General features: G+C 65.3%; 14 protein-coding genes. 5 read left to right on the forward strand and 9 right to left on the reverse strand.

Translation table 11 applies throughout. The features are described 5' to 3' along the window. Window positions 1–150: 150 nt before the first annotated feature. A complete protein-coding gene (bcsS, locus tag WFK61_RS25175; RefSeq protein WP_336814791.1) occupies window positions 151–882 on the reverse strand; it encodes a cellulose biosynthesis protein BcsS in 732 nt (243 codons plus the stop codon). 159 nt (window positions 883–1,041) lie between these two features. Between bcsS and WFK61_RS25180 the strand changes: the two genes are divergently transcribed. Both WFK61_RS25180 and WFK61_RS25185 read left to right on the forward strand, forming a co-directional pair. Continuing rightward, window positions 1,042–1,311, forward strand: a complete 270-nt coding sequence (locus WFK61_RS25180; RefSeq protein ID WP_336814792.1) for an usg protein — start codon at window positions 1,042–1,044, stop codon at window positions 1,309–1,311. Window positions 1,312–1,428: 117 nt separating this feature from the next. Beyond that, a complete protein-coding gene (locus WFK61_RS25185; protein WP_336814793.1) occupies window positions 1,429–2,028 on the forward strand; it encodes an exopolysaccharide biosynthesis protein in 600 nt (199 codons plus the stop codon). Between the two features lie 28 nt (window positions 2,029–2,056). Here the strand turns inward: WFK61_RS25185 and WFK61_RS25190 are convergent, their stop codons facing one another. The 8 genes from WFK61_RS25190 to map all read right to left on the reverse strand — a co-directional run bounded on the left by WFK61_RS25190 (window position 2,057) and on the right by map (window position 10,614). Then, window positions 2,057–4,291, reverse strand: coding sequence for a putative bifunctional diguanylate cyclase/phosphodiesterase (locus WFK61_RS25190; protein WP_336814794.1), 2,235 nt, complete (start codon window positions 4,289–4,291; stop codon window positions 2,057–2,059). A gap of 85 nt (window positions 4,292–4,376) precedes the next feature. Next, on the reverse strand, window positions 4,377–5,126 hold the full coding sequence (locus tag WFK61_RS25195; RefSeq protein WP_336814795.1) for a proteasome-type protease: 750 nt from the start codon (window positions 5,124–5,126) through the stop codon (window positions 4,377–4,379). Window positions 5,127–5,173: 47 nt separating this feature from the next. Next, entirely contained in the window at window positions 5,174–6,001 is an 828-nt protein-coding gene (locus WFK61_RS25200; RefSeq protein ID WP_336814796.1) for a transglutaminase family protein, read from the reverse strand. 54 nt (window positions 6,002–6,055) lie between these two features. Next, window positions 6,056–6,997, reverse strand: coding sequence for an alpha-E domain-containing protein (locus WFK61_RS25205; protein ID WP_336814797.1), 942 nt, complete (start codon window positions 6,995–6,997; stop codon window positions 6,056–6,058). A 70-nt stretch (window positions 6,998–7,067) separates the two neighbouring features. Beyond that, on the reverse strand, window positions 7,068–8,483 hold the full coding sequence (locus WFK61_RS25210; protein ID WP_336814798.1) for a circularly permuted type 2 ATP-grasp protein: 1,416 nt from the start codon (window positions 8,481–8,483) through the stop codon (window positions 7,068–7,070). A gap of 207 nt (window positions 8,484–8,690) precedes the next feature. Beyond that, window positions 8,691–9,059, reverse strand: coding sequence for a DUF488 domain-containing protein (locus tag WFK61_RS25215; protein WP_336814799.1), 369 nt, complete (start codon window positions 9,057–9,059; stop codon window positions 8,691–8,693). Next, window positions 9,059–9,796: a RadC family protein gene (gene radC, locus WFK61_RS25220; protein WP_336814800.1), complete on the reverse strand. Its 738-nt coding sequence runs from the start codon at window positions 9,794–9,796 to the stop codon at window positions 9,059–9,061. The genes WFK61_RS25215 and radC overlap by 1 nt, the downstream gene beginning before the upstream one ends. Beyond that, on the reverse strand, window positions 9,793–10,614 hold the full coding sequence (map, locus tag WFK61_RS25225) for a type I methionyl aminopeptidase (RefSeq protein WP_336814801.1): 822 nt from the start codon (window positions 10,612–10,614) through the stop codon (window positions 9,793–9,795). Before map ends, radC begins: the two co-directional genes overlap by 4 nt. A gap of 292 nt (window positions 10,615–10,906) precedes the next feature. Between map and WFK61_RS25230 the strand changes: the two genes are divergently transcribed. The 3 genes from WFK61_RS25230 to WFK61_RS25240 all read left to right on the forward strand — a co-directional run bounded on the left by WFK61_RS25230 (window position 10,907) and on the right by WFK61_RS25240 (window position 13,767). Further along, window positions 10,907–12,004, forward strand: coding sequence for an HD-GYP domain-containing protein (locus WFK61_RS25230; RefSeq protein ID WP_336814802.1), 1,098 nt, complete (start codon window positions 10,907–10,909; stop codon window positions 12,002–12,004). Between the two features lie 53 nt (window positions 12,005–12,057). Further along, window positions 12,058–12,909, forward strand: coding sequence for an FkbM family methyltransferase (locus WFK61_RS25235; RefSeq protein WP_336814803.1), 852 nt, complete (start codon window positions 12,058–12,060; stop codon window positions 12,907–12,909). Window positions 12,910–13,002: 93 nt separating this feature from the next. Next, window positions 13,003–13,767 carry a competence/damage-inducible protein A gene (locus WFK61_RS25240; protein ID WP_336814804.1) on the forward strand — a complete coding sequence of 255 codons (765 nt, stop codon included), beginning with the start codon at window positions 13,003–13,005 and terminating at the stop codon, window positions 13,765–13,767. Window positions 13,768–14,088: the final 321 nt, after the last annotated feature.

Raw genomic sequence — 14,088 nt, forward strand, 5'->3', positions numbered from 1 at the left:
AAGCGCCAGAAAAAGCCAATCGTCGCTATCGTCGCCATCATGCGACGCATCATCGTCGTCGCAAACGCAAGGCTCAGAGACGCTAAATACTGAGTTGATGACAAGGGTGGTAGCTCTGATCAGAGGTGACTAGCCACTCTCCATGCTATCTCAGCGCAGCCAGTGCACGCCGAGCGTACCGTAATACTCGGAAGGCCGGTTGCTCGCCGACTGGAAGCCGCCCGAGAGGCGCCAGTCCAGTCCAAGGAAGCGCAGGCCGGTGAGGTGCAGGCCGAGCCGGTACTTGCGGTAGTCACGTTCGCCATAGGCTTCGAATTCGGGACCGAGATAGAACCCAGCTGGCATCTGCCAGCCCGGCGCGACGCGCGCCCAGAGGCGCCCGTTCAGCGAGGACAGGTAGGCATTGGCCTGGACGACCATTCCGGGCGCGGCAACGATCCAGAGATCGAGCTGCACCCGGGCGCCGTAGCGGGTGACGAGGGGCGAGGGATCGAAAGTCTCCATCCGCTGCTCGCTCTCGGTATCGGAACCGGCATAGAGCGCTAGAAAGCTGTCGCCGATACGCCACTCATAGCCGAGGAGCGCCTGTGACTCGGCCTTGTAGGTCGTGCCATGTGGCCTGCGGCGGCGGGTCTCTTCCTGCGTGCCGCCGGACTTGACGAAGAGACGGAAGCCACTTTGGCTCAGGCTGCCGCCGAGGGCGCGCTTCATTCCGACCGAGAGGAAGGTCTTGGTCGGCCCTGCCTCCATGGAACCGAAGATCACCATCGAGAGCGGGCTGCGCTCGGGCTCTTCCTCCTCGGCGCTGGCGGTGCAGATCGGGACGGCGGCGAAGCACATCGCCAGCCCGGCCAGTCCGGCCTTGCCCACCCAGTACGCCACGCAAGCCCCCACGCCCGCTGTCGCGCACGCTGCCCCTTCGGCAGCCTGCCTCAGGATTGCAGCAGTTTGTCAGTAGACTGGCAAGCCTTTGTTAACCAGGCGGGAGCACGCTCGATCTATCCGGCAAAGCTTTCAGTCCGTTGCGGAGGGGAGGTGGCGATGGTTTCGACCGATTTCATGCGGCAACTCGAAGGCTATGGGCTGACCACGGCGACGATCCTCTACCGGATGCCGGATCATCTCAGCGTGCTGCAAACCTATATCTGGCAGCAATACGACCTGGCGCCGCGCTTTCCTGTGCTTCAGGACTTTCTGGCGTTCTGGAAGCGTGAGCTGGAGGGGCCGCTTCACTCCATCACGGTTGCGCATTCGCGCCTGATCAGGCCAGCGGAAATCCGCAATGTGAATGGCGTGTTCACCCTGCACTGAACGTTCCGCCGACCGTCGGCTTGAGCCTGGGGCATTGAAAGCCTGCGTCCGGCTCGCTTGTTGGCGGGTGTGGGACCATGCTAGGCGGGCGCTTCCGCTTCGGCACGGCCTGCACCTTTGTCATCTCCCTTGCGTACATCCGGACTCCTGACGGCGCTGGCGGGCCTGCCCGGGGAACGCATCGCCGTCAGTACGATCGTCGCTGCATTGCAGGACCGGGCCTATGCGTTGCTCGTCGTCCTGCTCGGCCTGCCGAACTGCCTGCCGATGCCGCCGCCGATCCCGCTGGTCTGCGGGCTGGTGCTCGCCTTCGTCGCCGTGCAGATGCTGACCGGGCGGCGGATGCCATGGTTGCCGCAGGCGCTGCTGACGCGCAGCATCGGCAAGCCCGAGCTCAACCGGGCCGTGGCACGGGCGCTGCCGGCACTGACCTGGCTGGAACGCTTCTCCAAGCCGCGCCTGACCATGCTGGGCGGAACCTGGGCTATCCCGGTACTGGGGTTGGTGATCCTGATCCTGGCGCTCGGCCTGATCGTTGCCGCGCCCTTCATCGGCCAGATCCCGCTCGGGCTCGCGGTCTGCCTCGTCGGGCTCGGCCTCGTCGAGAGGGACGGGTTGCTGATCATCATCGGTGCTGTGGTCGGAGCTGCCGGCCTGCTGCTCAGCGCGGGCTTTGCCTACGCGATCTTCAGCGGCATCCACGAGCTGTTCTTCTGAAGGTCCGCCGCGCGCCCGGCTCGTGGTGTCAGGCGGCGGCGAGGATTTCGGCGAAGGGATTGTCGAGGCCGAGGAGGCGGTCGATCTCGCTGGCCGGGACCGCCTTGGAGAAGAGGAAGCCCTGCAATTCGTGGCAGCCGATCGCCTGCAGGAAGCGGTGCTGCTCGGCGGTCTCGACGCCCTCCGCACAGACCCGCAGGCCGAGCGCCCGGCCGAGATGGGCCATCGAATGGACGAGGATCGCGGATTCGCCGGTCGCTTCCATGTATTCGAGGAAGGAGCGGTCGATCTTGATCTTGTCGAAGGCGAAGCGGCGCAGGTAGATCAAGCTTGAATAGCCGGTGCCGAAATCGTCGAGGGCGAGGCCGACGCCATGAGCGCGGATGTCCATCATCGCGGCTTCGGCCGCATCGGCATCCTCGATCAGCACGCCTTCGGTCAATTCCAGCTCGAGCTGAGCCGGGTCGAAATCCGTCTCCTCGATGGTGCGGATGACGTTGGCGACGAAGTCCTTGTGGCGGAACTGAATCGGCGAGACGTTGACGGCGAGGCGCACGCCCTTCCAGCGCTTGGCCTCGGTGCAGGCACGCCGCAGCACCCATTCGCTGAGCGGCACGATCAGGCCGCGCTCTTCCGCGATGGCGATGAAATCCGAGGGTGGGATCATGCCATGGGCCGGGTGCTGCCAGCGCACGAGGGCCTCGACGCCGACGATGGTCGAGCCATCGACGGAAACCTGCGGCTGATAGTGCAGCATCAGCTGGTCGTTATCGATGGCATGGCGCAGGTCGTCCTCGACCATCCGCTTCAGCTGCATCGAGCGGTTCATCTGCGATTCGAAGAAGGCATAGCGGTTGCGGCCGCTGTTCTTGGCTTCGTAGAGCGCGGTATCGGCGAGCTTGAGCAGGGCTTCGCGGCTGGTGCCGTCGCGCGGCGCCATGGCGATGCCGATCGAGGAGCCGATGGTGACTTCGGCGCCGGTGATGCTGAACGGCTCGGAGAGGCTCGCGAGGATGCGCTCGCCGAGCGCGGCGCAGCCGGCCGGCGTCGCGGAGTGGGTCTGGATGATGCCGAACTCGTCGCCGCCGAGGCGGGCGACGGTATCGCCGACCTGCACCGCGCCGGAAAGGCGGACCGCGACCTGCCGGATAAGCTCGTCGCCGGCCGTATGGCCATAGGTGTCGTTGACGGCCTTGAAGCGGTCGAGGTCGATCAGCAGCACGGCGAGGCTCGGGCCGTCGTCATCCTGGATATGGGCGAGCGTCTGGTCGAGCGTCAGGTCGAAGCTGCGGCGGTTCGGCAGCAGCGAGAGTTCGTCCTGGCCGGCGAGGCGCTGGATCTGGCGCTCGCGCAGCTCGATCTGCTCGGCCGAGGCGCGCAGGCGCTGCACGACGAAGACGAAGATCGCCGAGAACAGCAGCGCGACCGCGATCAGGGCCCAGAGGAAACGACGCAGCATGACGTCGCCCGGGCGGGCCGGCGACCAGGTCAGCCAGGCGCCGAGCTTGCCGTCGGCGGTGCGCAGGCCGAGCTTGGAGAGCGGATCGGCCGGCGGCGACGTGACGAGCTGGATATCGGAGATGCGGTTGCGTTCGGCCAGGTCCGACATCAGGGCGCTGGACAGGTGCCGATAGGCGACGAAGGAGAGCGGCGTCGTGCTGCCGTCGGAGCTGAACGAGGCGATGCGCGAGAGGTCGATCACGGTCAGGATCAGGGTCTCGCCGCCATCCGTGATGATGGTCGACCGCGCCGCGCCGAACTGGGGCGTGACCTCGTCGCCGATCACCGCCGCGACGAAGGAGCTCTTCGCCCCGCGCTGCAAGGCCTCGATATGGTGCGGGCCATCGGTATTGCCGTGATCTGCCGCGGCCGGGTTCTCGACCCAGGCCAGAACGGCGCCACCGGTTCCCCCGATATAGGCGCCGTCGAAATCCATCAGCTGACCGCTCAGGCGCTTGAGGGCGGACTGAAGCATGGCCTTGGTCGGGTTGGGCTGCTGCAGGGCTTCCGGCAGGTCGCCGGCGGCGACGAGGCGCTCCAGCCTCAACTCGCTCAGCTTGATCTGCCCGTTGATGGCGGCTTCGATCCGCTCGGCCTGGCGCTGAGCCTCAAGCCGATTGGCCTCGCGGGTGATCGCGACGACGACGCCGATACCGGCGGCCATGAGCAACAGGAAGGCGCAGCCCAGCGTGACCACCGTGCTCGCGAACATGCGAGCGGAGGAGCCCGCATTCGTCATCTTCGCGGCGGTGGTCAAATGCATTCTTCGTCCGGAAAAGGATCTTCGTGCTGTGACTTAAGGCCCGAAGTGTTGACATCCCGTTGCCTGCACCCCGTCTGCCGCTGCGTCAAGTTCCCGCTGGGCCGTAGGGCGGGCGCGGGATCGCCATATGGGCGGCCCGCAGTGCCGCAGACCAGCGTTCGCGCAGGTCGTGGAAATAGGGCTCGCCGGCTTCGATCCGGCGGTTGAGCTCGAAATCGTCGGCGTCGCGCCGGATGACGACAAGGTCGATCGGCAGGCCGACGCCGAGATTCGAGCGCATGGTCGAATCCATCGAGATCAGCCCGACCTTCAAGGCATCGTAGAGATGGGTCTTGTAGGTGACGGCGCGATCGAGGATCGGCTTGCCGTATTTGTGCTCGCCGATCTGAAGGAACGGCGAATCGATGCCGCATTCGATGAAGTTGCCGGCGCTGTAGACCATGAAGAGGCGCATCGGCTGCCCTTTGATCTGGCCGCCGAACAGCATGCCGATCTCGAACTTGACGCCTGCATCCTCCAGCGCGGGGCCGTCGATGTCGCGGACATGGCGGATGCAGCGGCCGACGAGCTGGGCCGCCCGGAACATCGAGCTGACGTTCTGCAGCGTATCCATTTCGCCGGTGTCGGGATTTGGCAGCCCCTCGTGGAGGAAGCTGACTACCGACTGGGTGATCGAGAGATTGCCGGCGGTCATCAGCCCGAAATTGCGGTCGCCCGGCCAGTTGAAGACATGGAGCTTGCGGAAGGTCGAGATGTCGTCGAGCCCGGCATTGGTGCGGGTGTCGGCGATCATGACGAGCCCGTCCTGCACGAGGATTCCGGCGCAATAGGTCACGGGCTTTGATCCCTGTCTTCCTGGCCACGCCCGCCGGGCGGGAGCAGTTACTGATTGGCGCCGCGGCCTTCGGCCTCGCGGGCGCTGACGAGCACGTTGAGGTTCTCGCCCTCGCCACCCTGGCGCGAACCGCGAACCGGTGCTGCATCCGCGAAATCGAGCCCTATGGCAACCCGTACATGGGTATCGATCGGGCAGAGCGCATTGGCGCAGTCGAAGCCGATCCAGCCATAATCGTCGAGATGGACCTCGGCCCAGGCATGGGCGCCGTTGCCATGCGGCAGGCTATCCGACTGCGCGACATAGCCGGAGACATAGCGCGCGGGCAGGCCGAGATGGCGGGCGCAGGCCATGAAGACATGGGCGACGTCCTGCGCGATCGCCTCGCGTGCCGCGAAAGCCGCGGCGGCGCCGACGCCGGTGCGGCCGCTGGCCTTGACGCAATCCATCCGGTCGCTGACGGCGTTCATGAGCGCATGCATCCGCGAAAGCGGCGTGCCGGCGCTGGCCGTGACCTCTTCGGCGAAGGCGCGCAGGGCCTCGTCCTGCTCGGTGAGCAGCGTGTCGCGGCAATAGACCTCGCAAGGCACGCGCTCCAGCCCGCCGCGAACCACGCCGGCGAGGTCGAGTGTCTCGATCAGGCCGTCGATGCGGATGGCGAGCGAGGAGATCGGGCCGTCGGCATAGAAGCTGTGCACGATATTGCCATGGGCATCCTGCGAGGCGCGCAGACGCCCGTCGACATTCGGCTCGATGCGCCAGGACATGACGTGCTGGCCGTCATGGTCGCGCGGGGTCAGCCGCAGGATCTGAGTGATATGGCGTGCCGGCTCGGCATAGTCGTAGCCGATCGTGTGGGAAATCCTGATCCGCATATTCCAGTCCGGGCAGGGTTTAGGGCAGTCGCGCGGCGAACGCAGGCAAGCGGTTCACTGCAGGTACTGCTCGAAGATGGTGTTGCCGAGGCGGTTGTTCTCGGTGATGAACTCCTCGATGAATTCATGCAGCCCGTGCACGAAGACATCGTCGATCCGGGTATTGCTGAGATTGGCCAACGTCTTGCGGGCCTGGCGCTGGGAAGGTCCCTGCCGGCCATAGGCATCGCCGAGCGCGTCGAGGAAGCGCGAGATGTTCTCGTAGCAGGCGGCGAGCGAGCGCGGCATGCGCCGGTTCAGCACCAGAAGGTCGGCGACCAGGATCGGCTTCACCGCCTCGCGATAGACCCAGTGATAGGCGGTCAGCGCCGAGACTTCGCGCAGCACCGTGGTCCACTGGAAATAGTCGAGCGAGCCGCCGACCTGCTCGTCGGCCGGCAGCAGGACATGGTATTTCACGTCGAGGATGCGGGCGGTGTTGTCGGCGCGTTCGAGATAGACGCCGAGCCGCGAGAACCAGTAGCTGTCGTCGCGCAGCATGGTCCGGTAGGCCGAGCCGTCGAAGACCAGCGAGACGTTCTTCACCCAGTCGAGGAAGCGGGCGAATTCCTCGCGGTCCATGCGCTTCTTCTCGAAGCGCTGCAGCTCCAGCCAGGCGCCGTTCAAGGCATCCCACATTTCCGAGGTCAGCGCGGTGCGCACCGCGCGGGCGTTCGAGCGCGCCTGGGCGAGGCAGTTGCGGATCGACGAGGGATTGTCCGGGCTGAAGGTCAGGAAGTCGCAGACATTGCGTTCATTGGCCTCGCCATAGGCCTTGGCGAAGGCCTCTTCGCAGCCGGCGGTAAGGACCGCGCTCTGCCATTCCGTGCCGGCGCCGCCATAGGTCGTCGGCAGGTTGGTCAGGCGCGTCGTCGCGTCGAGGATGCGGGCAAGATATTCGGCCCGCTCGACATAGCGGGAAACCCAGTAGAGGCTGTCTGCGGTACGCGAAAGCATGGTCAGCGTGTGCCTTTCCGCGGGATGGCAGGCTGTTTCGGGATGGCAGGCGAAAGGGTGGCCGCGGCTGTCATGCGTCGAGCACCCAGGTGTCCTTGGTGCCGCCGCCCTGGCTGGAATTGACGACGAGCGAGCCTTCCTTGAGCGCGACGCGGGTCAGGCCGCCCGGCACGCAGGAGATGCCGTTGGCGCCGGAGAGCACATAGGGACGCAGGTCGACATGGCGCGGCGCCACACCGGAAGCGACGAAGGTCGGGCAGGTCGAGAGCGCCAGCGTCGGCTGGGCGATGAAGCCCTCAGGGCTTGCCTTGAGCTTGCGCCGGAAGGTCTCGATCTGGGCCTTGTTGGCGTGCGGGCCGACGAGCATGCCGTAGCCGCCGGAGCCGTTCACCTCCTTGACGACGAGCTTCTCCAGATTGTCGAGCACATAGGCATTGGCCTCGGGCTCGCGGCATCTGTAGGTCGGGACGTTCTTCAGGATCGGCTCCTCGCCGGTGAAGAACTTCACGATCTCCGGCATGTAGCTGTAGACCGCCTTGTCGTCGGCGACGCCGGTGCCGACTGCGTTCGCCAGCGTGACGTTGCCGGCCTTGTAGGCGCCGATGATGCCGGGGACGCCGAGCACGGAATCGCTGCGGAAGGCGAGGGGATCGATGAAGTCGTCGTCGATGCGCCGATAGATCACGTCCACGCGCTTCGGCCCCTGGGTCGTGCGCATGTAGACGATGTCGTCCTTGACGAGCAGGTCCGAGCCCTCGACCAGCTCGACGCCGAGCTTGTCGGCCAGGAACGAGTGCTCGTAGAAGGCCGAGTTGTACTGGCCTGGCGTCAGCAGGCAGATCGTCGGGTCGGACGAGGCGCTGCGCGGCGCGACCGAGCGCAGGGTCGCCAGCAATTGGTCGGGGTAATTGTCGACCGGCGCGACGCGATGCGTCGAGAACAGCTCGGGGAAGAGCCTGAGCATCACCTCGCGGTTCTCCATCATGTAGGAGACGCCGGAGGGCGTACGGGCATTGTCCTCGAGGACATAGAAGGTATCGGCGTCGACGCGCACCACATCGATGCCGGCGATATGGCAGTAGATGTCGTGCGGGACCTTGAAGTCGACCATTTCGAGCTGGTAGCAGGCGTTGCGATAGACCAGATCGGGCGGGATGATGCCGGCCTTCAGGCATTCCTTGGGCCCGTAGACATCGGCCAGGAACATGTTGAGCGCGGTGACGCGCTGGCGCAGGCCCGCTTCCAGCTTGGTCCATTCCGGCTTGGTCAGCACGCGCGGAATGATGTCGAAGGGGATCAGGCGCTCGGTCGATTCCTCGTCGCCATAGACCGCGAAGGTGATGCCGATGCGGCGGAAGAACAGTTCCGCCTGGCTGCGCCTCAACGCCAGCATCTCGGGCGGCGCTTCCTTCAGCCAGCGATCCAGAGCCTCGTAGGCAGGCCTCAGCTCGGCCCCCGACCCTTTCATTTCATCGAATGCGACCATGCAGCCCTCTTCCCCTGTGAAGGCAGCCTATGCGCATTCGCGGCCGTTCGGGAAGAGGGAGAATAGCCATGTAACTCATCAATTCTGCCTTTTTCGCGGGCAGTATTGATCAGGTACAGTTTGCTCATGATAATATCGGCAAAGATGATCCGGCCCGCAGAATGCGGCGGTTCATCCATGTTGCCGCACGCTGCGGCTGTGCCTGCGCTATTCTTGGACCGAAAACGTGCGGCCGTCCAGCCAGAGGCGGAGGGCCTGGGCATTGTTCCGATTCTCGTCCTTCGCCGCATAGAGCAGGACGACCGCGCCCTTGCTGCGCTCGGCGTCGAGAAGCGCGAGGGCCGCCTGTGCCGAGGGGCTGCCCAGCTCGGTCGCATAGGCGGCGCAGAACTCGTCCCAGCGGTCGGGATGGCCGTGGAATTCGTGGCGGAGCGCATCGCTGGGCGCGAGGTCCTTGAGCCAGAGGTCGATCCGATCCTTCGAGACGCCGCGCGGCCACAGGCGGTCGACGAGGATGCGCGTGCCGTCGCCGGGGGCGGGAGAATCGTAGACGCGTTTCACCGTGAGCTGCGTCATCAGATCAGTCCGAGGCTGCGGAAGCTGGCATGGCCGTCGCGGCCGACGATGATGTGGTCGTGGATCGCGATGCCCAATGGCTTGGCGATATCGACCAGCTCGCGCGTCATCCGCATGTCGGCGCCCGACGGCGTGGGATCGCCCGAGGGGTGGTTATGGACCAGGATGATCGCGGAGGCCGAGAGTTCGAGCGCGCGGCGCATCACCTCGCGCGGATAGACCGGGGTGTGATCGACCGTGCCGGTCTGCTGGACTTCGTCGGCGATCAGGATGTTCTTCTTGTCGAGAAAGAGGATGCGGAATTGCTCGCGCTCGGCGAAGGCCATCGCCATCCGGCAATAGTCGAGCACCGAAGACCAGGAGGACAGGACGGGCCGCTTGCCGACCGCGCCCTTGGCCATGCGCTTCAGGGCAGCCTCGACGATCTTGAGGTCGAGCGCGACGCCGTCACCGACGCCCTTCACCTCGGTCAGGCGCGCAGCCGGCGCGCCCAGCACTTCCGCGAAGGAGCCGAAGCGCTGGATCAGGTCCTTCGCGAGCGGCTTGACGTCGCGCTGCGGGATCGAGCGGAAGAGCAGAAGCTCCAGCAATTCGTAATCCGGCAGCGTCTCCGCGCCTGCTTCCTGGAAGCGGGCGCGCAGGCGGTCGCGATGGCCGTGATAGTGCGGCGTGTCGGCATCGGCGGATGCGGCCGGCGAGGGCGCCTTGCGCGGTCCCTTGCCGATGCCGACGCTCATTTCGCGAGCGGATTGCCGAGGCCGGCGGGGGAGAGCGTGAAGATCTCGCAACCCTGCTCGGTGACGCCGATCTGATGCTCGAACTGCGCGGAGAGCGAGCGGTCGCGGGTCACGGCGGTCCAGCCATCCGAGAGCACTTTCACGCCCGCCTTGCCGAGATTGATCATCGGCTCGATGGTGAAGACCATGCCGGGCTTCAGCAGGACGCCTTCGCCGGGGCTGCCGTAATGGAGGATGTTCGGCGCGTCGTGGAAGAGCTGGCCGATACCGTGGCCGCAGAAATCGCGCACCACCGAGCAACGCTCGCCCTCGGCATAGCGCTGGATGGCGAAGCCGATATCGCCGGTGGTGGCGCCGGCGCGCACCGCCTTGATGCCGCGCTCCAGACTTTCATAGGTGATCTCGATCAGGCGCTCGGCCTTCCGCGAGATTTCGCCGACGCCGTACATGCGGCTGGAATCGCCATGCCAGCCATCGACGATCAGCGTGTAGTCGATATTGACGATGTCGCCCTCGCGCAGCGGCTTGTCGTCGGGAATGCCGTGGCAGACGACATGGTTGATCGAGGTGCAGATCGACTTGGTGTAGCCGCGATAGAACAGCGTCGCCGGATAGGCGCCGTTGTCCATGGCGAACTGGAAGGCGAGATCGTCAAGCCGTTGCGTGGTGACGCCGGGCTTGACGTAGGAGCCGAGCATGTCGAGGCCGGCAGCCGTCAGCCGGCCGGCCTTGTGCATGGCCGCGAAGGCCTCGGGGCCGTGAATCTTGATGGCGGGCTCGCGCGAACGCGAGCGGCCGATGGTGTCTTCGAAGGTCATTGCGCGCGGAAAACTCCTCGCCCTCTTATCTATTGCGTTTGATGGCGCACGCAAGCCGGTTGCCGCGCCGCGGGCAGGTCGATGCCCGCGCTGTCGCATGGGCAGGGATGCATGGGCGGTCGTTGTGCTGACGTTGGGGGAATTGTAACTTTTTTGAGGCAGCTTGCCGCCCGCACCTTTCGTTTGCCCGATTGCTTCTCCTGGACACATGAAAGCGTCTGTCTCTCCGTCGCCCGCCGATCCATCCGACCCGACGCTCAGCGCGCTGGACCAGCTATCGCTGGATCTTGCGATGGCACGTGGCATCGACGAGGTCATGGCGGTCGTGCGCCGCAACGCCCGCGCCCTGATCGGAGCCGACGGCATCAGCTTCATCCTGCGCGACAACGGCCGCTGCTACTATGCCGACGAGGATGCCATCGCGCCGCTCTGGAAGGGTCAGCGCTTCCCGATGGACAGCTGCATCTCCGGCTGGGCGATGCAGCATGCCGAGGTCGTCGTCATCGAGGATATCGACGAGGACGAGCGGATTCCTCACGAGGCCTATCGCCCGACCTTCGTGCGCAGTCTTGTGATGGTGCCGGTCCGGCAGGACGATCCGGTCGCCGCGATCGGCGCTTACTGGGCGCGCCGGCATCGGCCGGCGCCCGAGGTGATCCGGGCGCTCAGGCGCATCGCCAACAGCGCGGCCGTCGCCATGACCAATATCGCGCTGGTGAACTCGCTTTCGACCGCGCTGGAAGAAGCGGAGCGGGCGAAGCAGGCCATCATCCTCGCGATGGCGTCCCTGGCGGAGACGCGCGACAACGAGACGGCCAACCATGTCCGGCGCACCCAGCATTATCTGCGCGTGCTGGCCGAGGGCGCCCGCGAGCGCGGGCTCTTCGCCGAAGTGCTCGACGACGCGACGCTCGACCTGCTGTTCAAGTCGGCGCCCCTGCACGATATCGGCAAGGTCGGCATTCCCGACAGCATCCTGCTGAAGCCCGGCCGGCTCGACGATGACGAGCGGGCGACGATGCAGACCCATGCCGAGCTCGGGCGCATCGCCATCGCCGATGCCGAGCGCCATCTCGGCGGCTCGAGCTCCTTCCTGAGGCTCGCCAAGGAGATCGCCCATACGCATCACGAGCGCTGGGACGGGACGGGCTATCCGCAGGGCCTCGCCGGGGAGGCGATTCCGCTGTCCGGGCGCCTGATGGCGATCGCCGATGTCTACGACGCGCTCGTCACGAAGCGGGTCTACAAGGAGGCGATGACGCATGACGAGGCGGTCGCCGTGGTGATGGGCGAGCGCGGCCGGCAGTTCGACCCCCGGCTCGTCGATGTCTTCGGGGAGATCGCCGCGCGCTTTGGCGAGATCCACGCCCGGTTCGCCGACGGGCGGTGAGGTCGCAACCACGACTGGCGCACAGGCCCGTCGAGGTGTATCAGGCTGGCGCAATGGCCATCATCGAACAGAACCCGGCGGAGGAGCGGCCCTTCGGCACCTTCGCGCCGAAAGCCTATCTCGCCCGCATCATCGCCCGGACGCGCGCGGCCTCGGACAGCTTCCTCGGCCGCAAGATCGCCTATGCGCTGCGGCGCCTCGGCCTGCGCTCGCTCGACGGTGCGCCGGTCGACATCGAGTCGCTCGGCGCCAGGATGCGCCTCTATCCGGACGGCAATGTCTGCGAGAAGCGCGTGCTGTTCACCCCGCAATATTTCGATGCGGTCGAGCGGGAGCTGCTGGCCTCGCGGCTGCGCGACGGCTTCACCTTCATCGATATCGGCGCGAATATCGGCGCCTATTCGCTCTTCGTCGCGGCCCGCGCCGGGCGTGGCGCGCGCATCCTGGCGGTCGAGCCGCAGCCGGAGATATTCGCGCGGCTCTCGTTCAACATCGCGCAGAACCCGTTCGGCACCGTCAAGGCCGTGGCCTGCGCGCTTGCCGACAAGCCGGGCGAATTGACCCTGTTCATCGACCCGACCAATCGCGGCGAGTCGAGCGTCCGTATCCTCAATTCGAGTGCCGGGACCTCGGTCAAGGTGCCGGCCATGACCCTGCTTTCGCTGGTCGAGGGTGAGGGCTATGAGCGCATCGATGCGATCAAGCTCGATGTCGAGGGTGCCGAGGACCTGATTCTGGAGCCGTTCCTGCGCGATGCGCCACAGGCGCTCTGGCCGGAGTTCATCATCATCGAGGATTCGCGCCAGCGCTGGCAGAGCGACCTCGCAGGCCTGCTCGAGCGCAGCGGCTACCAGCTCGTCGCGCAGACGCGGCTCAATCTGGTCTTCGAGCGCAAGCCGGCTTGAGCGCGCGCTCACGGCATGGCCGGGGCACCTGTGCCGGTGCTTGAGCCTGCCGCTGGGAACGCCTAGCTCTTTGGTGCCAGCCAGGAGCGTCCCATGTCCGCGAACGAAGCCAGTTCCTCCGCCACCATCGTCACGGCCGCGATCCTGGTGATCGGCGATGAGATCCTGTCCGGGCGGACCAAGGACAAGAATATCGGCTATATCGCCGAATATCTCACCAATATCGGCGTCGACCTGCGCGAAGTCCGGGTCGTGCCCGATGTTACCGAAGAGATCGTCGCGGCGCTGAACGCGCTGCGCGGCCGCTACACCTATGTGTTCACCACCGGCGGCATCGGGCCGACCCATGACGACATCACGGCCGACGCGGTCGCGGCCGCCTTCGGCGTCACGATCGACCATGATCCCCGTGCCGTCGCGATGCTGTCGGAGCGTTTCTCGCCGGCGGAGCTCAACGAGGCTCGCATGCGGATGGCGCGCATCCCGGCAGGCGCCGATCTGATCGCCAACGCGATCTCCAAGGCGCCGGGCTTCAATATCGGCAATGTCTATGTGATGGCGGGCGTGCCCTCGATCATGCAGGCGATGCTCGATGTCGTCGGGCCGACGCTGCAGACGGGTGCGAAGGTCCTGTCCGACACGGTCCGGGCGGGGCTGCGCGAAGGCGATATCGGCGGGCCGCTTGCGGCGATCGCCAATGCCCATCCGGCGGTCTCGATCGGTTCCTATCCGTTCTGGTCCGAGACCGGTCCTGACACGAATATCGTCGTCAGGTCGCGCGATGCAGAGAAACTGCTTGCAGCGATGGCTGACGTAAAAGCCATGGTTGCTGCAGAGCGGCAGAGGGTCGTGTTCTGAAGCTATAGTATGCAACTTTTGCGATTTTTATACAACTTATAGGGTGATTTATTTTATATCTCTTCCTGATTTGATCTTCATGTAATTTTCTAACGTAAATTCTAATGATATTATATCGGTTTCGATCGAATTTTCTACTAAAAGTTGTATATAAATCTAAGTATCAACCATTCATAAACTGTTCAGTGCGATATTTGCCGGGTGGCCGGATAGCATTCGGCTTCTCCTGCCGCGCTTCCGCGTCGCGGGCATCCAAAACGGCTTTCAGGACGACGCCGGCCCGACCAATCCTCATTGTGCGGGCCGCGCCGAGGGGGATCT

Source organism: Allobosea sp. MMO-172, assembly GCF_037147855.1.
Lineage (GTDB): Bacteria > Pseudomonadota > Alphaproteobacteria > Rhizobiales > Beijerinckiaceae > Allobosea.